At 63.9% G+C, this 25,351-nt stretch carries 22 protein-coding genes; 19 read left to right on the top strand and 3 right to left on the bottom strand.

Translation table 11 applies throughout. From position 1 onward, the window contains the following. Positions 1–33: 33 nt before the first annotated feature. Positions 34–1,080: a glycine zipper 2TM domain-containing protein gene (locus tag ACP7BZ_RS02105; RefSeq protein WP_426109987.1), complete on the top strand. Its 1,047-nt coding sequence runs from the start codon at positions 34–36 to the stop codon at positions 1,078–1,080. An 86-nt stretch (positions 1,081–1,166) separates the two neighbouring features. Here the strand turns inward: ACP7BZ_RS02105 and ACP7BZ_RS02100 are convergent, their stop codons facing one another. From ACP7BZ_RS02100 to ACP7BZ_RS02090, 3 genes are all read right to left on the bottom strand, one after another. Continuing rightward, positions 1,167–1,958, bottom strand: a complete 792-nt coding sequence (locus ACP7BZ_RS02100; protein WP_426110508.1) for a Crp/Fnr family transcriptional regulator — start codon at positions 1,956–1,958, stop codon at positions 1,167–1,169. A gap of 419 nt (positions 1,959–2,377) precedes the next feature. After that, positions 2,378–3,022 carry a response regulator gene (locus tag ACP7BZ_RS02095; RefSeq protein WP_426109986.1) on the bottom strand — a complete coding sequence of 215 codons (645 nt, stop codon included), beginning with the start codon at positions 3,020–3,022 and terminating at the stop codon, positions 2,378–2,380. Between the two features lie 201 nt (positions 3,023–3,223). Further along, on the bottom strand, positions 3,224–3,688 hold the full coding sequence (locus ACP7BZ_RS02090) for a universal stress protein (RefSeq protein ID WP_426109985.1): 465 nt from the start codon (positions 3,686–3,688) through the stop codon (positions 3,224–3,226). A 352-nt stretch (positions 3,689–4,040) separates the two neighbouring features. Here ACP7BZ_RS02090 and ACP7BZ_RS02085 point away from each other — a divergent pair, with 352 nt between their 5' ends. The 18 genes from ACP7BZ_RS02085 (at position 4,041) to ACP7BZ_RS02000 (ending at position 25,351) form a co-directional block, all read left to right on the top strand. Beyond that, on the top strand, positions 4,041–4,868 hold the full coding sequence (locus ACP7BZ_RS02085; protein WP_426109984.1) for a protein phosphatase CheZ: 828 nt from the start codon (positions 4,041–4,043) through the stop codon (positions 4,866–4,868). Then, positions 4,868–6,802 (top strand): chemotaxis protein CheA, encoded by a 1,935-nt coding sequence (locus ACP7BZ_RS02080; RefSeq protein WP_426109983.1) that lies wholly within the window; start codon positions 4,868–4,870, stop codon positions 6,800–6,802. Before ACP7BZ_RS02085 ends, ACP7BZ_RS02080 begins: the two co-directional genes overlap by 1 nt. Before the next feature lie 248 nt (positions 6,803–7,050). Further along, the gene (gene leuC / locus ACP7BZ_RS02075; RefSeq protein WP_426109982.1) at positions 7,051–8,454 is read left to right on the top strand and encodes a 3-isopropylmalate dehydratase large subunit; all 1,404 of its coding nucleotides are present in this window, start codon (positions 7,051–7,053) and stop codon (positions 8,452–8,454) included. A gap of 63 nt (positions 8,455–8,517) precedes the next feature. Then, the gene (locus ACP7BZ_RS02070; RefSeq protein ID WP_426109981.1) at positions 8,518–8,649 is read left to right on the top strand and encodes an entericidin A/B family lipoprotein; all 132 of its coding nucleotides are present in this window, start codon (positions 8,518–8,520) and stop codon (positions 8,647–8,649) included. Positions 8,650–8,701: 52 nt separating this feature from the next. Further along, complete coding sequence (gene leuD, locus ACP7BZ_RS02065; RefSeq protein WP_426109980.1) at positions 8,702–9,349, top strand: 3-isopropylmalate dehydratase small subunit; 648 nt, start codon at positions 8,702–8,704, stop codon at positions 9,347–9,349. A 72-nt stretch (positions 9,350–9,421) separates the two neighbouring features. Next, entirely contained in the window at positions 9,422–10,492 is a 1,071-nt protein-coding gene (gene leuB, locus ACP7BZ_RS02060; RefSeq protein WP_426109979.1) for a 3-isopropylmalate dehydrogenase, read from the top strand. Positions 10,493–10,524: 32 nt separating this feature from the next. Next, positions 10,525–11,652 (top strand): aspartate-semialdehyde dehydrogenase, encoded by a 1,128-nt coding sequence (gene asd / locus ACP7BZ_RS02055; RefSeq protein WP_426109978.1) that lies wholly within the window; start codon positions 10,525–10,527, stop codon positions 11,650–11,652. A gap of 272 nt (positions 11,653–11,924) precedes the next feature. Next, entirely contained in the window at positions 11,925–14,822 is a 2,898-nt protein-coding gene (locus ACP7BZ_RS02050) for a FimV/HubP family polar landmark protein (protein WP_426109977.1), read from the top strand. Between the two features lie 101 nt (positions 14,823–14,923). Further along, on the top strand, positions 14,924–15,739 hold the full coding sequence (truA, locus tag ACP7BZ_RS02045) for a tRNA pseudouridine(38-40) synthase TruA (RefSeq protein WP_426109976.1): 816 nt from the start codon (positions 14,924–14,926) through the stop codon (positions 15,737–15,739). A gap of 13 nt (positions 15,740–15,752) precedes the next feature. After that, positions 15,753–16,451 carry a phosphoribosylanthranilate isomerase gene (locus tag ACP7BZ_RS02040; RefSeq protein WP_426109975.1) on the top strand — a complete coding sequence of 233 codons (699 nt, stop codon included), beginning with the start codon at positions 15,753–15,755 and terminating at the stop codon, positions 16,449–16,451. Next, positions 16,432–17,682, top strand: coding sequence for a tryptophan synthase subunit beta (gene trpB / locus ACP7BZ_RS02035; RefSeq protein ID WP_426109974.1), 1,251 nt, complete (start codon positions 16,432–16,434; stop codon positions 17,680–17,682). Before ACP7BZ_RS02040 ends, trpB begins: the two co-directional genes overlap by 20 nt. A 75-nt stretch (positions 17,683–17,757) precedes the next feature. Beyond that, positions 17,758–18,564 (top strand): tryptophan synthase subunit alpha, encoded by an 807-nt coding sequence (trpA, locus tag ACP7BZ_RS02030; protein WP_426109973.1) that lies wholly within the window; start codon positions 17,758–17,760, stop codon positions 18,562–18,564. Positions 18,565–18,763: 199 nt separating this feature from the next. Continuing rightward, positions 18,764–19,636 carry an acetyl-CoA carboxylase, carboxyltransferase subunit beta gene (gene accD / locus ACP7BZ_RS02025; RefSeq protein WP_426109972.1) on the top strand — a complete coding sequence of 291 codons (873 nt, stop codon included), beginning with the start codon at positions 18,764–18,766 and terminating at the stop codon, positions 19,634–19,636. A gap of 63 nt (positions 19,637–19,699) precedes the next feature. Beyond that, complete coding sequence (gene folC, locus ACP7BZ_RS02020; RefSeq protein WP_426109971.1) at positions 19,700–20,998, top strand: bifunctional tetrahydrofolate synthase/dihydrofolate synthase; 1,299 nt, start codon at positions 19,700–19,702, stop codon at positions 20,996–20,998. A 12-nt stretch (positions 20,999–21,010) separates the two neighbouring features. Beyond that, positions 21,011–21,982: an SPOR domain-containing protein gene (locus ACP7BZ_RS02015; RefSeq protein WP_426109970.1), complete on the top strand. Its 972-nt coding sequence runs from the start codon at positions 21,011–21,013 to the stop codon at positions 21,980–21,982. Between the two features lie 27 nt (positions 21,983–22,009). Continuing rightward, on the top strand, positions 22,010–22,498 hold the full coding sequence (locus tag ACP7BZ_RS02010; protein ID WP_426109969.1) for a CvpA family protein: 489 nt from the start codon (positions 22,010–22,012) through the stop codon (positions 22,496–22,498). A 58-nt stretch (positions 22,499–22,556) separates the two neighbouring features. Further along, the gene (gene purF / locus ACP7BZ_RS02005) at positions 22,557–24,077 is read left to right on the top strand and encodes an amidophosphoribosyltransferase (protein ID WP_426109968.1); all 1,521 of its coding nucleotides are present in this window, start codon (positions 22,557–22,559) and stop codon (positions 24,075–24,077) included. 8 nt (positions 24,078–24,085) lie between these two features. Next, entirely contained in the window at positions 24,086–25,351 is a 1,266-nt protein-coding gene (locus ACP7BZ_RS02000; protein ID WP_426109967.1) for a cystathionine gamma-synthase family protein, read from the top strand.

Genomic DNA, 25,351 nt, shown 5'->3' with positions numbered 1-25,351 from the left:
GCCGCTCTGCTGGCCGCCCTGCCTTTGCTGTCGATGACGGTCGCCACCGTCCCCGCCCATGCCCAACGCTATGAAGAGTCGTCGGAACGCGGCTTTCAGCCGGTGATCCGTGGCTTTAATGTCGATGAAGTGCGCCGCATCGTGCCCGGCGTCGAACTGAACTTCGATGTGTATGGCACTCCCGGCGGCCGCGTCTACCTGCAAATCGATGGCGCTGCCCGCAACCTGCAACTGAACGAGACCGAACCGGGTACCTACGAGGGCGTCTACACCGTCGGCACCCGTGATCGCATCAGCGCCAGCAGCGCCGTCACCGCCAATTTGCGCGTGGGTAACCAGGTCACCACCGGCGTGCTGCGCGAATCGCTGCTGGCCGGCGTCGGTCGCCACCAGGCGCCACAGCGCGGCGACCTTGCCGTACTGCCGCGCATCGAGCGGTTTGATGTGCGTGGGGTCGACGATCTGCGTCCAGGCAACGAACTCAATTTCATGCTGCGCGGCACCCCTGGGGCCAAGGTCGACATGACCATCGCCGGCACCCGCGGCGTGTTTTTCCTGCCTGAAGTGCGTCCCGGCGAGTACGAGGGATCGTACGTGATTCGCCGTGGTGACCGCATCGAGCGCGCCACCGCCGTCACCGCCAATCTGCGCATTGGTGGCCGCGTCACCAGCGCCACCCTGGGCAAACCGCTGCAACTGCTTGGCAGCGCGCCGCCACCACCGCGCGAAGTGCGCTACTGCTCGAACTGCGCGACCGTAGAGGCGATCAACGTCATCGAAGTCAAGGGTGATGGCAACTACATCGGCACCATCGGCGGCGGCGTGCTGGGCGCCCTGGCCGGCAGCCAGGTCGGCGGCGGCAATGGCCGCACGGTCGCTGAAGTGGCCGGCGCACTGGGCGGCGCCTATGTCGGTCGCAACATCGACCGCCAGAACGACAAGCCGGCGGGCCGCCACTTTGAAGTGATCATCCGCTTTGCCAACGGCGGCACCCAGACGGTGCAATACGCCAATGACCCGGGCCTGCGCGTGGGCGAGAAGGTCAAGCTCAATGATGGCACGTTGACGCGTGACAACTGATCTGGCGCCATGAATTAACCAGAGCCGGCCATAAAAAAACCGCCGCGGTGCACTGCCCGAGGCGGTTTTTTTTTGCCTCCTGGCGATCAGATGGTGGTGGCCAGGGCGTCGCCCGAGGGTTCCAGATCGCCCTTGACCTTGGCTGGCGCCTTGCTGCGCGAGCGCGATGGCGGCAGCCGCCGCAGGGTCTTGAGGGCATCGGCGTCCTTGATGCCGATGGTGCGCTGGTCGACCGTGATCAGGCCGATTTCGTTGAACGCCGACAGCGTGCGGCTGACTGTTTCCAGGGTCAGGCCCAGGTAGCTGCCGATTTCGTGGCGCGTCATGCGCAGATTGAACAGCTTGCTCGAATAACCCATGGCGGCGAAGCGATCGGCCAGCGACACCAGAAAGCGCGCCACCCGTGCCTCGGCCGACAGCGCGCCCAGCATGCCGATCATTGATTGTTCGCGGACCAGTTCGCGGCTCATGACGCCGTACATCAGGTTTTCCAGTTCGGCGTGAACCCGGCCCAGCGCCGTCAGCTTTTTGAAGGGCAACAGGATGAGGTCGCAATCGGACAGCGCCACCGCCTCCGAGGCGTAATGGCGGGTGTGGATGCCGTCGACGCCGAGCATGTCGCCTTTCATGGGGAAACTGAGGACCTGTTCGTTGCCGAACTCGTCAATCAGCACGGTTTTTAAGAAGCCCGAATTGACGATGTACAGGGTGTCGAACGCCTGGCCGATGGTGTGGACGCGCTGGCCGGTTTTGAACTGCACGTGCTGGAACAGCAGTTCTTCACTGTTGACCGACATGGCCGTGGGGATGTGTAGCAGGTCGCACACTTCCTTGAGATTGGACCACAGGCGGCCCTGGCGCTGGCGGCCGGCTTCCATGGGTGAGGTGTGCATGGTCGACGAAGCGTTACGGGATTCGGGCACGGGCGTGGACATGATTGTCATCTCCAATTCAATGATGCACAAAGCTGCTGGTAATCAAGTCTGCGAGTCGCGGGCAATTGCCGCGGTGGTGACTCTGCAGTGGTCGGGGGGCGCTGGGCCAAACTCTGGACTGGGAAAAAATTATCGGGAGCAAGTCGAATCGCTGGATTTAGTATGCCAACACGAGTCCGGCATTCATATCAGCGAACCCTGAATCTGGCAGTAGGAGCAAAGAAGGCTTTGTAGGACAAGTCTTACCAGACAGCCGTGGCGGCAGAGAGGGCGGCAGGGCCGCCCTGGTGCGGGCCTGCCATCAACGGTGGCGGCAGGGCAATGGCCAACAACAACGCCATGCCTGCGCGCTGGCCCATGGCTCACGTCCTGAACGGCGACAGCAAGCGGTGCGCGACCGCGTACTGCACCATTTCCGACAGCGATGTCATGCCCATTTTCTGCATGATGCGGGTCTTGTGGGTGCTCACCGTCTTGACCGACAGGTGCAGGCTGTTGGCAATCTCGGTGATCGATTTGCCGCTCACCAGCATGGAAAACACTTCGAATTCGCGATCCGACAGTTGCTTGTGCAACAGTTGCTCGTTGGGTGTCATGATATTGAGCGCCAGCTGCTCGGCCACTTCGGTGCTGATGTAGGGACGCCCGGATGCCACCTTGCGGATCGCCCCCACCAGCTGGGTGCCGGCGCTTTCCTTGGTCAAATAGCCCTGGGCGCCGGCGCGGATCGCACGTACGGCGTATTGCTCTTCTTCGTGCATGGTAAGAATCAGGATGGCCAGCTTGGGCGCCACCGCGCGGATCTGGCGGATCAGGTCGACGCCGCTGCGGCCGGGCATCGACAGATCGGTCAGCAACAGGTCGAAGCCGCCCTGGCGCACATGGTTGAGCACCTCGAAACCATTGGTTGCTTCGCCGACGATATCGATGTCGGCAGCGCCATCGAGGATGCGCTTGAGACCCTCACGCATGATGGTGTGATCGTCGGCAATTACTATGCGTATCATAAATTCAAGGGGTCCAGGCGCATCGGCATCCGTGCCACCAGGCGCATGTGGCACACATAGGAATGGTCGTTTTCGCCTGAGCGTACGCCGCGCCCGCCGGCGGGGCAAATGACAGCCTGATAGCTTGACGGCTAGATAAGCGTGGTCTAGCAGCGTATTGACACGCTGGGCGCAGCCGTGTTGGCGCCTGCGCCCCTTACTTTAGCTGGCGGGCTCCTTGAGCAGACGGTGCACCAGCACCGGCGTTTGCGTGTGCGAGAGCACCTTGTTGGTCACGCTGCCCAGCAGCAGCTGGCCCCAGCCGCTGCGTCCGTGCGAGCCCATGAAGATCAGGTCGCAGTGCTCGCGCCCGGCGACCTCGACAATCATGCTGGCCGGCGAGTTGGCAAATTCTGTCAGCGCGGCGTGGGTCAGGCCCCCTTTTGCGGCCGCCTCGATGATCGGCCGGGTGTGCTCGGCGCCGGTGCGGCGCATGGTGGCGATATATTCTTCCTCGATGGGGTAACTGGGCGGAATGATTTCCACGTACACGGGATACTGGTACTCGGGCGCAACAAACAGCACCAGCACTTCGGCCCCCAGCTGCTGGGCAAATTTGACGCCAGCGCAGGCGGTTGACTTCGACACGGCCGAGCCGTCAGTGGTAATCAGAATTTTCCGGTACATGGTGATTTCTCCCACAGGAATGATGATTGTCCATTGTAGGTGGCGTCACGACAAATGCACGCGCGCTTGCATTTGATCTTGCTCAACAGCCGGACGCTGGCCAGCGTCGTTGTTAATTAATTTCACTATCAAGCACGAAATACAACACTTGCTCGCCAAAAAGTATCCTCTGGGGTACATTTCGTTAACTCCGCAATAAGTTTCCCGAGCGAAATCAATTGCCGGAGAGGTCAGTGATTTACCAACGCCATTGACGCTGCTAAACTCAGGACAATCTTGCTGGCCCCAAAACCGCACAGCCCCCGACACGCAAAGCTTATTGCAAAATTGTATTTATGGAGAAGCACGGACTATGACCGACGCCGCTGATGATTTCGACGCCCTGTTCGACGAGGTGAGCGCCCAGCGCGACGCCGCGCCGGCCGCTGCCGACCCGACCCCGACCGCACCGGCGGCCGCTATTGCCGACGACGACTTCGAAGCCCTGTTCGAGCAGGCCGCCGCACAATCGACTGCCGCGCCGGCGCCGGCACCGGTGGTGGCCGCTGCCGCCGATGCCGCTGCCCCCGCCGAAAGCAGCGCCGCCGACAAGCCGATGTTCGAACGGCTCGGCGGCATCGTCCGCCTGCTGCACGATTCGCTGCGTGAACTGGGCTACGACAAGGCATTGACGGAAGCGTCGAGCCAGATCAACGACGCCCAGGACCGCCTCGAATATGTCGCCACCCTGACCGAACAGGCGGCCAACAAGGTGCTCAACACGCTCGACGAAGGCATGCCGGCGCAAGATGTGCTGGCCAAGAGCGCCAAGCAGATGGAAACACGCTGGGCCGACCTGTTCGCCGGCAAGGTGTCGATCGATGAATTCAAGACGCTGGCCGGTGACTCGCAACAGTTCGCCCAGGCTGTCACCAAGGCCACCGATGCTGAAAAAGCGCGCCTGCTCGACATCATGATGGCGCAGGACTTCCAGGACATCACCGGTCAGCTGATCAAGAAAGTGGTGGCGATTACCAAGACGGTCGAGCATGAACTGGCTGAACTGCTGCGCGATAACGCCCCGCCTGCAGTGCGCGAAAAGCTCGCCGCCAAGCCAGCCCTGATGACCGGACCGTCGGTGCCGTCGGTGGCGCTGGACCAGGACAACGTTGACGATTTACTTGCCGATCTGGGGTTCTGATGGACGATATGCTCAAGGATTTCGTCGTCGAGGCGATGGATCTGGCAGTCAACGTGGAAGAGCACCTGCTGCGGCTCGAGCGCGACCCCGACAACAAGGAAACGCTCAATGCCGTGTTCCGCTCGTTTCACACGATCAAGGGCGGCGCCGGCTTCATGAACCTGACGGCGATGGTGACGGCCTGTCACCTGACCGAAAACCTGTTCGATGCCTTGCGCAATGGCGCCGCGCCGGTCACGCCGCTGGCCATCGAGGCCGCCCTGCAAGCATCGGGCTTCGTCGCCGACCAGCTCACCGACCTCAATAACGGCGCCGCGCCCGAGCAGCTGGCATCGATGCCGGCCGCGCTTGAAAGCATCCTGGTCGACGCCATCGCCGGCAAGACCCAGCGCGCGCCAGCGGCGGTTGCAACGCCCGCTGTGGCTACTGCAGCTGCACCGGTGGCGGCCGTCGCCGCGCCGGCCGCCGCCGCCTTCGTCGCCAAAGGCCCCGGCGCCGACGGCCTCGATTGGGAAGCCATGTACGTGGTCGTGGTGCCGCCGGGGACCTATCAAGCGGCCGCCAACAGCGCGGCGCCGCCCGCCGTTGCTGCCAGCGGGGCCGTTGCGGCAACTGCGGCGGCACCAGTCGCCGCCGAACACGCTGGCAGCGCTGCCGCACTGGCAGCGGCTGCCGCCGCCAAGCACGCCTGGGATGGCAGCGAACGGCGCGAAGAAAAAGTGCAGGAATTTCGCGCTGCGTCGGCGCCTGCCAAGGAAGAGAGTATCCGCGTCGACGCCGTCAAGCTCGACGCCCTGCTCGAAGTGGCGGGCGAATCGGTGCAGGCTGCCAACCAGGCGGCCGTGCTGCTCGAACGCCTGGCGCAATTCAAATTCGAAGGGCCTGCCGCCACCCTGATGGCCACGCTGACGGAAACGCTGGAACGGGCGTCGCGCTATTCGGCCGAACTGCAGCGCGCTACCCTGGCCACCCGCATGCAGCCAGTCGGTCGCCTGTTCCAGAAATTCCCGCGCCTGGTGCGCGAACTGGCACGCGACCTGGGCAAGGACGTCGAACTCAATATCGAAGGGGCGGAGACGGAAGTCGACCGCGTCGTCGTCGATAGTCTCTACGATCCACTGGTGCACATGCTCAGGAATGCGCTCGATCACGGCGTCGAGTCACCTGAACAGCGTGTCGCCAGCGGCAAGCCGGCCAAGGCCTTCATTTCCCTCAAGGCCTGGCAGGAAGCGAACAGCGTGATGATCGTGCTGCAGGACGACGGCAAGGGCATGGACCCGGTCGCGCTGCGCAAGAAGGCCTTCGAAAAGGGCCTGATCAGCGAAAACGGCGCGCCGAGCGACGAAGAAGCCTACCAGCTGGTGTTCCTGCCCGGTTTTTCGACCAAGGAACTGGCCACCTCGGTCTCTGGCCGCGGGGTCGGCATGGACGTTGTCAAGACCGCCGTCGAGAAAAACCGCGGCGCCATCCATATCGATTCTTCGCTCGGCCACGGCACCAAGTTTGCCATCCGCCTGCCGATCGAACTGTCGATCGTGCCGACCATGCTAGTATCGACCTCGGGCGCCGCACTGGCGCTGCCGATGGCGATGGTCGAACGGGTGGTCGAACTGCCGGACACTTTCCTGCAGGTCGGCGGCGCGCCGGTGCTGAAAGACCAGGGCCGGCCGCTGCCGGTACGCTCGCTGGCCAGCGCCCTCGGCTACGAGAGCTGCAGCGAAAAAGTCGGCATCGTGGTCTCGGCGCCGCAGCCGTATATCCTGGCGGTGGCGGCGGTTGACGGCACCGCCGACCTGGTGATCAAGCCGATGACCGCCATTTCGGTCGAGGGCATCACCGGTACGGCGCGCTCGGCCGAGGGTGAGCTGGTGCTGGTGGTGGGGCTGTCGTTCCTGATGGATGGCTGCCGCTCGACGGTCAAGCTGGCTGCGTAACATGGCTTGAGGCGCGCACGGCGGCGTCGTTACCGATATTATTTTTGCACTGCGCCGACCGGGGTTAAAAATGCCTGCTATCACTAGCGGGCATTTTTTATTTGAAAATCGGTTTATTTTTTCAAATATTATTTCAGTAAATCCAAATTGGTGCGAATAAGGTTCCAAAAAGGGGCGCTTCTGTGGCAGTGCACAATATGGCATAATCAACCGCGTCACTCCCCATCCCTGACTGCGCACCGCCGACCATGATCAAAACGCTTTACGACAAACTGTGGGACTCGCACGTGGTGCGCGCCGACGCCGACGGCACCACCGTGCTGTACATCGACCGCCACCTGGTGCATGAAGTGACCAGCCCGCAAGCCTTCGATGGCCTGCGCGCGGCCAACCGTCCCTTGTGGCGCAATGCCGCCAACCTGGCGGTGGCTGACCATAACGTCCCCACCACCGACCGCCAGGGCGGCATCAGCGATCCGGTCTCGCGCCTGCAGGTGGAAACGCTCGACGCCAACGCCAGGAGCTATGGCCTGACCTATTTCAACATGAACGACAAGCGCCAGGGCATCGTCCACGTGATCGGCCCCGAGCAGGGCGCCACCCTGCCTGGCATGACGGTGGTGTGCGGCGACTCGCACACCTCCACCCATGGCGCCTTTGGCTGCCTGGCGCATGGCATCGGCACCTCGGAAGTCGAGCATGTGCTGGCGACCCAGACGCTGCTGGCCAAAAAATCGAAAGCGATGCTGGTGCAGATCGATGGCGCGCTGCCTGCTGGCGTCACCGCCAAGGATGTGGTGCTGGCGGTGATCGGCAAGATCGGCACTGCCGGCGGCACCGGCTACGCCATCGAATTTGGCGGTTCGACCATCCGTGCGCTGTCGATGGAAGGGCGGATGACGGTCTGTAACATGGCGATCGAAGCGGGCGCGCGCGCCGGCATGATCGGCGTCGACGACACCACCATCGCTTACGTCAAGGGCCGCCCGCTCTCGCCCAGCGGGCCGCACTGGGAGCAGGCCGTCGCTTACTGGCGCACGCTCCATTCGGACGCCGGCGCGCCATTCGACCTGGTCGTCACCCTCGACGCCAGCCAGATCCGGCCGCAGGTGACCTGGGGCACCTCGCCCGAAATGGTCGCCGCCATCGATGGCCGCGTGCCCGATCCCGACCTCGAAAAAGACCCGGTGCGCCGCGACGCCATGGAAAAGGCGCTGGTCTACATGAACCTCAAGCCGAACACGCCGATCGCCGACATCCGCATCGACAAGGTGTTCATCGGCTCCTGCACCAACTCGCGCATCGAGGACTTGCGCGCCGCCGCCGCTGTCGTGCGCGGCAAGCAGCGCGCCTCGAACGTGCGCCTGGCGATGGTGGTACCCGGCTCCGGCCTGGTCAAGGAACAGGCCGAGCGCGAAGGGCTCGACCGCATCTTCAGGGATGCCGGCTTCGAATGGCGCGAGCCGGGCTGCTCGATGTGCCTGGCGATGAATGCCGACCGCCTCGAACCGGGCGAGCGCTGCGCCTCGACTTCGAACCGCAATTTCGAAGGACGCCAGGGCCAGGGTGGCCGTACCCACCTGGTGTCGCCGGCGATGGCTGCTGCCGCCGGCATCGCTGGCCATTTCGTCGACGTGCGGGCACTGCGCTGACGGCGGCTGCTCGAGCTGATTATTTATACGATATATTCCCTTTACCCTGACCGATTCTCCGCCATGAAAAACCTAGTTCTTACCGTCCTCGCCTTGACCGTGCTGCTGTCGCTGGGCGCTTGTAACACCATCGCTGGCGTCGGCAAGGATGTGCAAAAGGTCGGCCAGGTGGTCGAAGGCGTCGGCCACAAATAACGTGCGCCGCCGCTGCGCGCTGCGGCCCCTGTTCCCCATTACCCTGAAGACCATGGACAAATTCATCCGTTACGAAGGCCTGGTGGCCCCGCTCGACCGTGCCAACGTCGATACCGACGCCATCATCCCCAAGCAGTTCCTCAAGTCGATCCGCCGTACCGGTTTCGGGCCCAACCTGTTCGACGAATGGCGCTACCTCGATCACGGCGAGCCGGGTCAGGACAACAGCGGCCGTCCGCTCAATGCCGACTTCGTGCTCAACCAGCCGCGCTACCAGGGCGCCTCGATCCTGCTGACGCGTAAAAACTTTGGTTGCGGCTCCTCGCGCGAGCACGCGCCGTGGGCGCTCGACCAATACGGTTTCCGCGCCATCATCGCCCCCAGCTTCGCCGACATCTTCTTCAATAATTGCTACAAGAGCGGCCTGCTGCCGATCGTGCTGGCCGACGCCGACATCGACCGCCTGTTCGACATGGTCAAGGGTTTCAGCGGTTTTCGCCTGGTGGTCGACCTCGAGTCGCAGCGCGTTGCCAGCGCCGACGGCAGCTTTGGCGCCGGCTTTGCCATCGACCCGTTTCGCAAGTACTGCCTGATGAACGGCCTCGATGACATCGGCCTGACCCTGCGCCACGCCGACGACATCCGCGCCTTCGAAGAGCGTCACCTGGCAGCGCAGCCGTGGCTGGCCAACGTCATCTAACGCTGCCGCTCGCGGCTATCCTCGGCTGCTACCACCACCACCACCAACGATAAAAATTAGACGAGACCACCAATGAAAATCGCAATCCTGCCCGGCGACGGCATCGGCCCGGAAATCATGGAGCAAGCCGTCAAGGTATTGAACGCGCTCGGTGAACCGTTCGAGATGGAGACCGCCGCAGTCGGCGGCGCCGGCTACGCCGCCAGCGGTCACCCGCTGCCGCCGGCCACGCTGGCGCTGGCGAAAGCTGCCGACGCCGTGCTGTTTGGCGCCGTCGGTGATTTTAAATATGACACCCTCGAGCGCTCGCTGCGTCCCGAGCAGGCCATACTTGGCCTGCGCCGCGAACTGGCGCTGTTTGCCAATCTGCGCCCGGCCATCCTGTATCCGGAGCTGGCCGGCGCCTCCACCCTCAAGCCCGAGGTGGTCTCGGGTCTGGACATCCTGATCATCCGCGAACTGACCGGCGATATTTATTTTGGCAAGCCACGCGGCGTGCGCGAATGCCCGGACGGCCCGTTCAAGGGCGAACGCGAGGGTTTTGACACCATGCGCTACGCCGAATCGGAAATCCGCCGCATCGCCCACGTGGCTTTTCAGGCCGCGCAAAAACGCGACAGGCGCGTCACCAGCGTCGACAAGGCGAATGTGCTGGAAACCTTCCAGTTCTGGCGCGACATCGTCACCGACGTGCACAAGGAGTACCCGGACGTCGCCCTCGAGCACATGTATGTCGATAACGCCGCCATGCAGCTGGTACGGGCGCCGAAAAAATTCGACGTGCTCGTCACCGGCAATATGTTCGGCGACATCCTGTCCGACTGCGCCGCCATGCTGACCGGCTCGATCGGCATGCTGCCCTCGGCCTCGCTCGACGCCAGCAACAAGGGCCTGTATGAGCCTTCGCACGGTTCGGCGCCTGACATTGCCGGTCGCGGCATCGCCAATCCGCTGGCGACGATTCTGTCCGCGGCGATGATGCTGCGCTATTCGCTGGCGCGCCCCGCGCAGGCTGAGCGTATCGAAACCGCTGTCAAGGCCGTGCTGGGGCAGGGCCTGCGCACCGCCGACATTTATGAGGCCGGCACCACCCGCGTCGGCACCGCCGCGATGGGCGACGCTGTCGTCAAGGCGCTCGGCTAAATACCACCTTTAACACTGCAGAGAGAAGACACATGAAATTAGTAGGCTTGGTTGGCTGGCGTGGGATGGTCGGTTCAGTGCTGATGCAGCGCATGCGCGATGAAAACGATTTTGCCGACATTGAACCGCTGTTTTTTACCACCTCGAACGCCGGCGGCGCCGCCCCGGCCATGGCCAAGAACGAAACCACCCTCAAGGATGCGTTTGATATCGGCGCGCTGGCCAAGTGCGACATCATCATTTCCTGCCAGGGCGGCGACTACACCAGCGACGTCTTCCCCAAGCTGCGCGCGGCCGGCTGGGACGGTTACTGGATCGATGCCGCCTCCACCCTGCGCATGGAAGACGATGCCGTCATCGTGCTCGACCCGGTCAACCTGGGTGTGATCAAGGCGGCGCTGGGCAAGGGCGTCAAGAACTACATCGGCGGCAACTGCACGGTGTCGTGCATGCTGATCGGCCTCGGTGGCCTGTTCCAGCATGGCCTGGTCGACTGGATGACGTCGATGACCTACCAGGCAGCCTCGGGCGGTGGCGCCCAGCACATGCGTGAACTGTTAACCCAGTTTGGCACCATCAACGCCGCCGTCCGCCCGCTGCTGGACGATCCCGCCTCGGCCATCCTGGAAATCGACCGTACCGTGCTGGCGACCCAGCATGGCCTGTCCCTGGACGAGATCAGGCAGTTTGGCGCACCGCTGGCAGGCAACCTGATTGCATGGATCGACAAGGACCTGGGCAACGGCCAGTCGAAGGAAGAATGGAAGGCGGGCGCCGAGACCAACAAGATCCTTGGCCTGGGCGCCGCCTTTGGCAGCACCGCGATCCCGGTCGACGGCCTGTGCGTGCGCATCGGCGCCATGCGCTGCCACTCGCAGGCGCTGACCATCAAGCTCAAAGGCGACGTGCCGCTCGATGAAATTAATGACATCATTGCCTCCAGCAATGAATGGGTCAAGGTGGTGCCGAACACCCGCGAAGCGTCGGTGCGCGACTTGTCACCGGCGGCGGTGACGGGCAGCTTGAGCATCCCGGTGGGACGCTTGCGCAAGATGTCGATGGGGGGCGAGTACCTGTCGGCATTTACGGTGGGTGACCAGTTGTTGTGGGGCGCGGCCGAACCGCTGCGCCGCATGTTGCGTATCGTTCTCGACCAATAAGCTTCTAATAACGACCGTTAGTTACGTGGTATCAAAGCGGGCCGCCAGCGGCGGCCCGCGGGCGTTTTGGGGTGCCGTTTTCATTCTGCGCAGGGGCGCGAAAAACCACATTTCCGGGCCAAAAAACGGCGCTTTTTCGGCATCTTGTTCACACCTGCGACGTTGGGGCCGGAGAAACTCCCCGAAAGCTTGCATGCTCTAGAGCATGATGATATGTTGAGACTTCCGAGAAAGCACCATTCTCCTCGACAACTCTTACCCACGCTGCCACCATGCCTTTACAAACTCGTCCCCGCATCCTGTCGCTCGCGCTGAAGTCTCTGTTTGGCGCTGTCGCCACGGCAGTGGTGTTGTCCTCCGCGCACGCGGCCGGCCTTGGCAAGCTCACGGTTCTGTCGTCCCTCGGCCAGCCCTTGCGCGCCGAGATCGAACTGACCGCGGTGTCGGCCGATGAAGCGGCCGGCCTGGTGGCCAAGCTGGCCTCGGCCGATGCGTTCAAGGCGGCCAACGTCGAATTCAATCCCGCCCTGATGGGTTTGCGCTTCGCCGTCGAGCAGCGCGGCGGCCGCCAGGTCATCAGCGTCACCTCGAGCGCTGCCGTCAACGAGCCGTTTGTCGACATGCTGCTCGAGCTGTCGTGGAATAGCGGCCGCCTGGTGCGCGAATACACCTTCCTGCTCGATCCGGCCGAATTGCGCGCCACCCAGTCGGCGCAGGTGGCCGCAGCCCCCGTCGATGTACTCAACCAGGGCGCGCGGCCGCTGCCGGCGGCGCGCAATGGCGCGGCGGCGACGACGACCAAAAACGCCAGCGCGGCGTCGACGCCGGCCCCGGCCCAGCCCCAAGCCCGCAGCCGCCCCGAGCGCGCCGCCGCCGACCCGGCCCAGGAACGCGCCGCGCGCCCGGCCGGCAACGCCACCGAAGTGACGGTGCGTGCCGGTGACAGCCTGGGGAAAATCGCCGCCCGCGTCAAGCCGACCGAGATCTCGCTCGACATGATGCTCGTCGCGCTGTACCGCGCCAACCCCGATGCCTTCGTCGGCAACAACATGAACCGCCTCAAATCGGGCCAGATCCTGTCGGTGCCCGATGCGGACAGCATTCGCGGTGGCGCCAGCGACCAGGATGCGCACGGCGTGGTGGTGGCCCACGCGGCCGACTTTAACGCCTACCGCAACAAGCTCGCTGGCCAGGTCGCCAGCGCGGCACCGTCGAAGTCGCCCGAAGCGGCGCAAAGCGCAGCCGGCAAGGTCAGCGCCAAGGTCGAGGAACGGCCGACCGCCGCCAACGAATCGAAAGACCGCCTGAAGCTGTCGAAAGCGGACGCCAGTGGCGCCGCTGCTGCCGGCAAGGCGGCGTCGGCCGCGGCCGAAGACAAGATCGCCAAGGAGCGCGCACTGGCCGATGCCTCGGCCCGCGTGAAGGAACTGGAAAAGAACGTCAACGACCTCGAAAAACTGATGGTCGTCAAAAACAAGGCCGGCACGGCAGCCAGCGCGACGGCGGAAGCGGCCACCGCAGCGCCAGCAGCGCTCGCCGTACCTGCGGCGGCAGCGCCAGTGGCAGCCGCACCGGTCGCACCGGTGGTGCCAAAGCCGGCCCGCAAAATGGCGCCGCCACCGCCACCGCCGGCCGAGCCAACCCTGGTCGAAACACTGATGGACAACATCACCAGCATCGGCGCCGGCGTTGCCGTCCTGCTGCTGGGCGGCTACGCGCTGGCGCGCCGCCGCAAGCAGGCCGGCGGGCGGGCGCCGTCCGAACCGTCGATCCTCGGGGCGCCCACCGATCACGCCCAATCGATGTTTGCCCACACCGGCGGCGCCAGCGTCGACACCAGCAACAGCGTGTTCAATTCGAGCTTCGCGCCATCGGCCAGCCAGCTCGACACCAATGAAGTCGACCCGATCGCCGAAGCCGATGTCTACATCGCCTACGGCCGCGACGCCCAGGCTGAGGAAATTCTCAAGGAAGCGCTGCGCAACCATCCCGAGCGCCATCCGGTGCGCCTGAAACTGCTGGAAATCTACGCCGCCCGCAAGGACCCGCGCGCCTTCGAAACCCAGGCCGGCGAACTGTATGCGTTGACGCGCGGGCAGGGCGACGAATGGCCGCAGGCGGCCGCACTGGGCCTGTCGATCGACCCGACTAACCCGATGTATGCCAGCGCTGGTGCCGCCAGCCGCGCCGCCGATGCGCAGGCCGAGCAGGATGTGCTGCGGCAGATGGCCGTCGCCAGCGGTGAAACGGCCAGTTTCGACGCCGTCGACCTCGGTGCCACTGCCTTGCCGGTTGCTGCTGCCGCTGCCCCAGCGCAGAGCAATTCGCTCGACTTCGATCTGGGCAGCCTCAGTTTCGACGAGCCGGCGCCCACCGTGATGGCGACGCCGCCGGCTGGTGGCAAGGCTGCCAAGGCCCAGCTGGCCGAGGAAGAAACCTTCGACCTGTCGTTCGACATGGACTTTGACAAGCCGACCGCAGTGACTGCTGCGGCGCCGGCCCTGAAATCGCTCGACAACATCCACCTCGACCTGGCCCACCCCGATTTGCCAGCGGACGTCAACAGCATCGACCTGTCGGGCGCCTTTGACCTGCCGGCCTTGCCCGGTTCGCCGGAAAGCCGCGCCACGCCGGTGCCGGCCACCGCCGCCAACGGCGCCTATTCGGCCAGCGCGCCGCTGGTCAATCCGCTCGAACGGGCCGCCGCCAACAGCATGCATTTGCCCGCCACCGCCTCCGCCCAGGCCGGCAGCGATACCATCCTGGCGCCAGTGCTGGAAGACGATCCGTTTGCGCTGCCTGACTTCACCCGCAGCGCTTCGCCTGCCGTCAGCGCCGGCAATGACTTGCCCGAACTGGCGTTCGCCTCGCCGCCGGCGGCGTCGAACAGCCTCGATTTTGCAGCCCCCAGCCCGGCTTACACCAGCGCGCCGCAATTCGACATGTCCGGCATCGACCTCGATCTGCCGGCCGGCGCCACCGGCGCTGCAGCCACACCAGTGGACCTGTCGGCCGCCCACATGGAGATGGAAACCAAGCTCGATCTGGCCATCGCTTACCAGGAAATCGGCGACAAGGAGGGCGCCCGCGAGCTGCTCGACGAAGTCGTCAAGGGCGGCAGCGACGAACAAATCGGCCGCGCCAACGAGATGCGGGTCAAGCTGGCATAATCTGGGGTCGTCAACGACGGGCCGGTCCGGGGTTGCCCTGGCCGGCCCGTTGCATTTTGCCCGCGCCGTGGCGCCGGCCCACTTACTGCATTGGACCAGAATTGAAACGGATCGCACTCGGCGTCCAGTACGACGGCTCGCCGTGGAACGGCTACCAGAAGCAGCTCGACCGCCACACCGTGCAGGACCAGCTGGAAATCGCCCTGGCCACCTTTGCCCGCGCTCCCATCGCCACCACCTGCGCCGGCCGCACCGACACCGGTGTGCACGCGCTCGAACAGGTGGTCCACTTCGACACCGGTCTGACGCGCGACATGCAGTCATGGGTGCGCGGGGTGAACACCTTTTTGCCCGATTCGATCGCCGTGCGCTGGGCCAGCGAAGTGCCGGCGGCGCCGGCCGATGCACCGCAGCTGGAATTTCACGCGCGCTTTTCGGCGCGTGCGCGCACCTATCACTATGTGCTCTACAACCACCCGGTGCGCTCACCGCTGTTGGCCGGCAAGGCCGGCTGGACCTTTCGCCCGCTTGACGTCGAGCGCATGCGCGAGGGCGCCGCGCAGCTGATCGGCCAGCACGATTTCACCGCCTTCCGCTCGGCCCAGTGCCAGGCCAAGTCGCCCGTCAAGCACATGCAGGAAATCCGCATCGAGCGCATTGGCCACGCCGTCGTCTTCACCGTGCGCGCCAACGCGTTTTTGCATCACATGGTGCGCAACCTGGTCGGCTCGCTGGTCTACGTCGGCAACGGCCGCCAGCAGCCCGACTGGATCGGCCAGCTGCTGCGTGAACGCGACCGCCACCTCGCGGCCCCCACCTTCATGCCCGACGGCCTGTATCTGGCGCATATCGATTACGACCCCAAGTGGCAGCTGCCGCAGGAAGCAGGCAGCCTGCTGCCGTGGTTCGCACTTTAAAACGAGGCCCCGCATGCACCGTACCCGTATCAAGATCTGCGGTCTGACCCGCGCCGAAGACGTCGCCGTTGCCATCGCTGCCGGCGCCGATGCCCTCGGCTTCGTCTTCTACGCCCCCAGCCCGCGCGCGGTGACTGCGGCCCAGGCCGGCGCGCTGATCGCCGCCATGCCGCCGTTCGTGACGGCGGTGGCGCTGTTCGTCAATGCCACCCCGGCCGAGGTGGCGGCGGTGGCCAGTCAGGCGCCGTTCTCGCTGCTGCAGCTGCACGGCGACGAGACCCCGGCGCAGTGCGCGGCGATCGCCGCTGCCGTCGGCAAACCGTTCCTGCGGGTGTTTCGGGTGCGTCCCGACAGCACTGCCGATGAACTGCTAGAATATGACGCTAGCTTCCGCGCTGCCAGTTCCTGGTACGCGGGCTTGTTGCTCGATACGTTCGTAGATGCCTACGGCGGAGCTGGAAAGGTTTTCGATTGGTCTCTCATTCCAAAAGATCTCGCGCCTCGGGTCGTTTTAAGTGGTGGCTTGAGCGTACACAACGCGACTGACGCGGTGGCCCGTGTTCGTCCCTTCGCCGTCGACATCAGCAGTGGTGTCGAGCAGGCCAAGGGCATCAAAGACGCCCGCAAGATCGCCGATTTTATTCGCGCGGTACGGCAGGCAGACAGCCATCCCGATCCAGAAAGCACTTACCATGACCGTCCAGTCCCCTGAGCGCGCCACCGGCGCCAAATTGTTCCACGCCAATGAATACCAGCTGCCCGATGCACGCGGCCACTTCGGCCCCTACGGCGGCGCCTTCGTCGCCGAAACGCTCAGCCACGCGCTGGCCGAACTGAGCGCAGCGTACGAGCGCTACGCCAACGACCAGGAATTCCTCGACGAATACCGCTACGAACTGAAGCACTTCGTCGGCCGTCCATCGCCGATCTACCACGCCAAGCGCTGGTCCGAGCAGGTCGGCGGCGCGCAGATTTTTTTCAAGCGCGAAGACTTGAATCACACCGGCGCCCACAAGATCAACAACGTCATCGGCCAGGCCCTGCTGGCCAGGCGCATGGGTAAACCGCGCATCATCGCCGAAACCGGCGCCGGCCAGCACGGCGTCGCCACCGCCACCATCTGCGCCCGTTTTGGCCTGGAGTGCGTGGTCTACATGGGCAGCGAAGACATCAAGCGGCAGGCGCAAAACGTCTACCGCATGAAGCTGCTCGGCGCCACCGTGGTGCCGGTCGAATCGGGCTCGAAGACGCTCAAGGACGCGCTCAATGAAGCCATGCGCGACTGGGTGACGAATATCGAAAATACCTTTTATATCATTGGCACGGTGGCCGGTCCGCACCCGTATCCCATGATGGTGCGCGACTTCCAGGCGGTGATCGGCGAGGAGTGCCTGTGGCAGATGCCGCAGATGATCGGTCACCAGCCCGATTATGTGCTCGCCTGTATCGGCGGCGGCTCCAACGCCATGGGGATTTTCTATCCGTACATCGACCAGAAGCAGGTGCGCCTGATCGGCGTCGAAGCGGCCGGCGAGGGGATTGAAACGGGCAAGCACGCAGCCGCCCTGGGCGCCGGCATTCCCGGGGTGTTGCACGGTAACCGCACCTATCTGCTGCAGGACGCCAATGGCCAGATCAGCGAGACCCACTCGGTGTCGGCCGGCCTCGATTATCCCGGCGTCGGTCCCGAGCATGCCTGGCTGAAAGACCTCGGTCGCGCCGAATATGTCTCGGTGACGGACGATGAAGCGCTTGCTGCTTTCCACGATTGCTGCCGCATCGAAGGCATCATCCCGGCGCTCGAATCGGCGCACGCGATTGCGTACGCGACCAAGATGGCGGCCGGCCTGCCGAAGGATGAATCGATCCTGGTGAATCTGTCGGGACGCGGCGACAAGGACATGCACACGGTGGCCGAACGGATGGGACTCGATTTTAGTTAAGGGGGCAGGGGGCTTGCCCCCTTTGTTGTCCTTTTGCCTGTTTTGACACCATCGACTCTTTTTGAAAGCCCCACCATGTCCCGCATTCCTGCCACCTTCGCCAGCCTGAAAGCCGCCCACAAAACCGGCCTCGTCACCTTTATTACCGCCGGCGACCCGGCCCCCGCGCTGACCGTGCCGCTGATGCACGCGATGGTGGCCGGCGGCGCCGACATCCTCGAGCTCGGCGTGCCATTTTCCGACCCGATGGCCGAAGGCCCGGTGATCCAGCGCGCCTGCGAGCGCGCCCTGAAATTCCATATCGGCCTGCACGACGTCTTTGAATTCGTCCGCCAGTTTCGTCTTACCAACAGCAGCACCCCGGTGGTGTTGATGGGTTACGCCAATCCGATCGAACGGATCGGTATCGACGGCTTTATCAATGCCGCCAAAGCGGCCGGTGCCGATGGTGCCATCGTCGTCGACTACCCGCCGGAAGAGTGCGAAGAATTCGCCGCCGCCATGCGCGCCGCCGACCTCGACCTGATTTTCCTGCTGGCGCCCACTTCCACGCCCGAGCGCATCGCCCAGGTGGCGCGGGTCGGCGGCGGCTTTAGTTATTATGTGTCGCTCAAGGGTGTCACCGGCGCCGGCACCATCGACACCGACGACGTCGCCCGCCGCGTTGCCGCCATCCGCGAGCATGTCAAGCTGCCCATCGGTGTCGGCTTCGGCATCCGCGATGGCGCCACCGCGCGTGCGGTGGCCAAGGTGGCCGACGCCGTGGTGATCGGCAGCCGCATCATCCAGGAGCTGGAAACTACGCCGCCGGAACTGGCCTGCGGCGCGGTGCAGGCATTTGTCGCCGGCATCCGCACGGCGCTCGATGCGCCGGCCGACTGATTTGCTACTTGCCACCTGCCAGTATTGATATCCAGCTGCATCGGACAGCCACCCTGCGGTGCCAATCCCCCTCAGGTTGGCGCGTGCTAAGCTCGCTAAGTGGCTTGGAGTGGCGAGCCGGACCATTCCGCCAAAGTTCGACAAGCCGGACGCTTGCGGCTAAACTACCGCAACTTAAGAATTGCCCGAAGGAGAACGTATGAGTTGGTTGGAAAAACTGCTGCCACCCCGGATCCAGCGCTCCGATGCCGCATCCCGCAAGACCATGCCGGAAGGCCTGTGGGTCAAGTGCCCGTCGTGCGAAGCGGTGCTGTACCGCACTGACCTGGAGTCGAATTTGCATGTTTGCCCGAAGTGCAACCATCACATGCGCATCCGCGCGCGCGCGCGCCTCGACAGCCTGCTCGACGAAGGTGGCCGCTATGAAATCGGCCAGGAAACCCTGCCGGTCGACACGCTCAAGTTCAAGGACAGCAAAAAATACCCGGACCGCCTGAAAGCGGCCATGGAAGCGACCGGCGAGACCGACGCCCTGGTGGTATTGGGTGGCTCCATCATGAGCCTGCCAGTGGTGGTAGCGGCCTTTGAATTCGAATTCATGGGCGGCTCGATGGGCTCGGTGGTGGGCGAACGCTTCGTGCGCGGCGCCCAGGTGGCACTCGAGCAAAAAGTACCGTTTATCTGCATCACCGCCACCGGTGGCGCGCGCATGCAGGAAGGCTTGCTGTCGCTGATGCAAATGGCAAAAACCACGGCCATGCTGACCAAGTTGTCGGAAAAGAAATTGCCGTTCATTAGCGTGCTGACCGATCCCACCATGGGTGGCGTGTCGGCCTCGTTTGCCTTCATGGGCGATGTCGTCATCGCCGAGCCGAAAGCGCTGATCGGTTTTGCCGGCCCCCGCGTGATCGAAAACACGGTCCGTGAAAAATTGCCAGAAGGCTTCCAGCGCGCCGAATTCCTGGTGCAAAAAGGCGCCGTCGACATGATCGTCGACCGCCGCAAGATGCGCGAAGAAATTGCCCGCCTGCTGGCCCTGCTGCAAAACCAGGCGGTCGAAGTGCTGGCCTGAGTCGTTTCCTTCGCTACCCCGGCGCGCCTTCGTGGCGCGCATTTTTTCTTCCTGAAGTCGCCCATGTCCCCCCTGCCCACCACCTTGCCCGCCTGGCTGGCCCTGCTCGAGTCGCGCCACGCCGAAGTCCATATCGATATGGGGCTCGCCCGCGTCGAGGCCGTCAAGCAGGCGATGGGTTTGCAGTTCACCTGCCCGGTCATCATGGTCGCTGGCACCAATGGCAAGGGTTCCACCTGCGCCATGCTGGAAGCCATCCTGTTACGTGCAGGCTACAAGGTGGGCCTCTACATCAAGCCACACTTTCTCGATTTTAACGAACGGGTCCGGGTCAATGGCGATCTGGCCAGCGACGGCGCGCTGGTGGCCGCTTTCGATGCTGTCGAAGCGTGTCGCGGCGAGGTGTCGCTGACGTATTTCGAATTTACGACATTGGCCATCCTGCATTTGCTGGCCGGTAGCAAGCTCGATGTCGCCATCCTCGAAGTGGGCCTCGGTGGCCGCCTCGACGCCGTCAATGTCATCGATGCCGACGTTGCCATCGTCACCAGCGTCGATATCGATCACACCGATTATCTGGGCGATACGCGCGAAAAAATCGGCTTTGAAAAAGCCGGCATCTTCCGCGCTGGCAAGCCGGCGATCTGTTCCGACCCGGTGCCGCCGGCGTCGCTGGTGGCGCACGCCGAGGCGATCGGTGCCGACCTGTGGCTGCTGGGTCGCGACTTCAATTATTCGGGCGACAAGCAGCAGTGGAATTACGGCGGCCGCGAGCAGCGCCGCAATGCGCTCGCTTACCCCAGCCTGCGCGGCGCCAACCAGTTGCTCAATGCCTCGGCTGCGCTGGCCGCGCTCGAAGTGTTGCGCCTGGTGGTGCCGGTCGGCGCCCAGGAAGTGCGCACCGGCCTGGTGGTGGTCGAATTGCCCGGCCGCTTCCAGGTGCTGCCGGGCCGCCCGACGGTGATCCTCGACGTCGCCCACAATCCCCACGCGGCCTCGGCGCTGGCGCAAAACCTGGGCAATATGGGCTTTCACCCATTTACCTATGCGGTGTTTGGCGTCATGCAGGACAAGGACATTGCCGGCGTGGTGGCGCCGATGGCGGCCCACATCGACCACTGGTGCCTGGCTCAGTTGCCGTCGCCCCGCTCGGCCAGTACCGAGCAGGTGGCCGGCATCGTCGACCAGCTCGCCCCTGACGATGGCAAACCGGGCGAACGCTCGGTGCGCCGCTTCGCCGACCCGGCGCTGGCCTATGCCGACGCTCTCAGCCGGGCTGGAGAGAATGATAGAATTGTGGTCTTCGGTTCGTTTTATACCGTTGCTGGCGTCATGGCAGCGCGCAAACCGTCCCACCACTGATCGTAAAATCGCATGGGCTTGCTCAATCTCTTTAGTAAAAACAAGCAAGAACCGGCGGACCAGGATAGCGGCTATTTTTCCCGCGACGATGATCCTGCCGCCGTGCGTGCCCGTTCCAAGCGGGCCTCGAGCGCCGGCGAGCCGGCGGCGCCGCGCAGCAGCCGCAAGTCGCGGGTGGAAGACGACCCGGTGCTGCCGGAAAAAAAGCGCGCGCGCCGGCGCCTGGTCGGTGCCATCGCGCTGGCGCTGGCGGTTGCCGTCGGCTTGCCGATGCTGCTCGATTCCGAACCGAAGCCCTTGGCCACTGACATCGCCATCCAGATTCCTTCGCGCGACAAGGTGGCGCCGTTGCCCGTGCCGGCCGCGCCCGCCGCAGCTGCCGCGGTGACGCCGGCGGCGGCCGATACGCTCGATCAAAAAGAGCAACTGGTCGACCCCACTGAAATCAAGGCAGTCGCCGGGGGCGCTGCCAAAGCGAAGCCGGCAGCGCCGCTGCCGGTCAAAAAGGCGGCCGATGACGGCGATGCCGACCTCATCGCGAAAGCCGAGATGAAGGCCGCCGCCAAGGCCGAGGCGAAAGCCAAGGCGCAGGCGAAAGCCGAAGCCGAGGCCAGAAAAGCCAGGCTCGATAAAGCAGACAAGGCAGACAAGGCAGCCGAGAAGGTGGCGATCAAGCCGGTCGACGACAGCGCCAAGGCCCTCGCCATCCTCGAAGGCAAGGCGAGCGACAAGAAGGCCGCCGAGGCCGGTCAAAAATTCGTCGTCCAGGTGGCGGCGTTGGCCTCGCAAGAAAAAGTCGATGAATTGCAGGAAAAGCTGGGCGCCGCCGGTATCCGCGCGCACACCCACAAAGTGTCGACGCCGTCGGGCGAGCGCATCCAGGTGCGCATCGGCCCCTTCTCGCGCGAAGAGGCCGACCGCATGCGCGCCCGCCTCGACAAGGTTGGCCTCGGCGGCAGCATGGTGCGTCCCGATGGCAAGTAGGGCGTTTCCCAATGCAGGGGTGCTGGCGTGACCGAATTTGATTATGTGGTGCTGCTGATTTTGCTCGCTTCGGTGGTGATCAGCACGATGCGCGGCCTGGTGCGCGAAATCCTCTCGCTGGTGAGCTGGGTGGTCGCCTTCGTCGTTGCCAATATGTATGGCGCCAAGCTGGCGCCGCTGCTGCCGGCCGTGGTGCCGGGCGAGTCGGTGCGGCTGATGGTGGCCTTCGCTGCCCTGTTCCTCGGCGTGCGCATTGTGATGGGCCTGGTGTCGATGGCGCTTGGCGCAGTGATCACCGCCAGCGGCTTGAGTCTGGCCGACCGCGGCCTGGGCGGCCTGTTCGGCCTGGCGCGCGGCATTGTAATCGTCCTGTTCGGCGTCATATTGTGTGGCATGACCACCATTCCCCAACAAGCGATGTGGAAGCACGCCCTGTTCGCGCCGATGGCCGAAACAGGGGTGCGGACCGTCAAACCTTTTTTGCCGGCTGACTTTGCGCAGCACGTGCATTTTTAAGAAATTTCAACGTTCAGTTTTAATACGGCTGTTCAGTCTTTAGCTCTAGGAGTGCACCATGTGTGGCATTGTCGGCGTCGTCTCGCAACAACCGGTTAACCAGATCCTGTATGACGCTTTGCTGCTGCTGCAGCACCGCGGCCAGGATGCCGCTGGCATCGCAACCAATCACAGCAGCATGTTTTCCATGCACAAGGCCAATGGCCTGGTGCGTGACGTGTTCCGCACGCGTAATATGCGTTCGCTGCAAGGCAATTCGGGGATCGGCCACTGCCGCTATCCCACCGCCGGCTCGTCGAGCGAAGAAGAGGCGCAGCCGTTTTATGTCAATGCGCCGTTCGGTATCACCCTCGCCCACAATGGCAATCTGACCAACCAGGAACAGCTCAAATCGGAGATGTTCAAGAACGACCGCCGCCACATCAACACCGATTCCGATTCGGAAGTGTTGCTCAACGTACTGGCCCACGAAATCCAGGAAGCCTCGACCGGTTACACCCTCGATCCGGACACCGTGTTCAAGGCGGTCGCCATGGTGCACCGCCGCGTGCGCGGCGCCTACGCTGTCGTTGCCCAGATCGCCGGTCACGGCTTGCTGGCGTTCCGTGACCCGTTCGGTATTCGCCCCCTGTGCATCGGCGTCAATGAAACCGATGAAGGCAAGGAATACATGGTGGCCAGCGAATCGGTCGCCCTGGAGGGCATCGGTTTTCGCTTCCTGCGCGACATTGCCCCCGGCGAAGCGGTGTTCATCGACAACGACGCCGTCCTGCACCAGCGTCAGTGTGCCGACAATCCGTCGCTCAATCCGTGCGCCTTCGAGTACGTCTACCTGGCCCGTCCTGACTCCATCCTCGACGGCGCCTCGGTGTACGCCACGCGCCTGAAAATGGGAGAGTACCTGGCCGATAAAATCCGCAAGGAATTTTCGTCGGGCGACATCGATGTCGTCATGCCGATCCCCGACAGTTCGCGGCCGGCAGCCATCCAGCTGGCCCTGAAACTGGGCATCGAATACCGCGAAGGTTTCATCAAGAACCGTTACATTGGCCGCACCTTCCTGATGCCGGGCCAGGCCATTCGCAGCAAGTCGGTGCGCCAGAAGCTCAATGCAATCGCCTCCGAATTCAAGGGTAAGAACGTGCTGCTGGTCGATGACTCCATCGTGCGCGGCACCACCAGCCGCGAAATCGTCCAGATGGCGCGCGAAGCCGGTGCCAGGAACGTGATTTTTGCGTCGGCGGCGCCGCCGGTGCTGTTTCCGAACGTGTATGGCATCGACATGCCCACCCGTGGCGAGCTGATCGCGTACGGCCGCAGTACCGAGGAAGTCTGCCGCGAAATCACGGCCGACAAGCTGGTCTACCAGGATGTTGAGGCCTTGAAGCGCGCCATTTCGGATTGCAATCCCGCGCTGCAAAATTTTGAAGCGTCGTGCTTTGACGGCATCTATGTAACGGGCGACATCACCCAGGCTTACCTCGACCGCCTCGAGTACGCCCGTCACAATCCGAAGACCGCCCCGCTGGAAGACGCCGTGGCGACCCATTTGCACCTGGCGCCGGCGACGGCCGAGTAGGAGGGTTGATGAGCGACAGCACTGGTAACAGCGCAGACGGCAAGCGACAATTCGGTTTTACTACCACCATCTTGCACAACGACCGCAGCAAGCCCATCGAACACGGCTCGCTGCACAAGCCGATCCACACCTCGGTCGCCTTCGGCTATAGCGACGCCCGCCAGCTCGCCTCGGTGTTCCAGGGCAAGGAGCCGGGCTTTCGCTATGGTCGCCAGGGCAATCCGACGGTGGCGGCGCTGGAAGACAAGCTCACCCGCATGGAAGATGGCGTGTCGTCGATCTGTTTCGGCACCGGCATGGGGGCGATTGGTGCCGTGTTCCAGGCCTTGTTGCGGGCCGGCGACCATGTGGTGACGTCGCGCTTTTTGTTTGGCAATACCAACAGCCTGTGGCACACGGTGGCAGGGCAGGGCGTGGCAGTCGATTTTGTCGACGCCACCGCCGTCGCCAATGTCGCCGCCGCCCTGACGCCAGCGACGCGGCTGGTATTTGTCGAGACCATCGCCAATCCGCGCACGCAGGTCGCCGATCTGGCCGGCATCGGCCAGCTGTGCCGTGAACGGGGCATCCTGTTCGTGGTCGACAACACCATGACCTCGCCCTACCTGTTCCGGCCGAAAGCGGTCGGTGCCGGCCTGGTGGTCAATGCGCTCACGAAGTCGATCGCCGGTCACGGCATTGCCCTCGGTGGCGCGCTGACCGACACCGGCGAATACGACTGGGCGCGCTATCCCCATATTGCCGACAATTACAAACGCAATCCGCCCGCACAGTGGGGCATGGCGCAGATCCGTGCCAAAGGCTTGCGCGACTTCGGCGCCTCGCTGGGACCGGAAGCGGCCCACCATATTGCCGTGGGCGCCGAAACGCTGGCGCTGCGCATGCAGCGGGCATGCTCGAATGCGCTGGCGCTGGCGCGCATGCTCGCAGCGGACCGGCGCGTGGCGGCGGTGCACTACCCGGGCTTGCCCTCCCATCCGCAGCATGGCTTTGCCAGCGCGCTGTTTCGCGCGCACGGCTTTTTGCTCAGTTTTGAGCTGGCCGATGGCATTGATTGTTTTGATTATCTGAACCGCTTGCAGGTGGCGATTGCCGCCAGTAATTTGGGCGACACCCGCACCCTCGTCATTCCCGTCGCCCACACCATTTTCTTCGAGATGGGCGCTGAGCGCCGCGCCAGCATGGGCATTGCCGATTCGCTGATCCGGGTGTCGGTGGGCATCGAAGACGAAGCCGACCTGCTGGACGATTTCAGGCTGGCGCTGCAACAGTAA

It is taken from the genome of Massilia sp. PWRC2, assembly GCF_049896725.1.
Classification (GTDB): domain Bacteria; phylum Pseudomonadota; class Gammaproteobacteria; order Burkholderiales; family Burkholderiaceae_D; genus JAFCUW01.
This window is presented reverse-complemented; position numbering and strand designations above follow the sequence as displayed.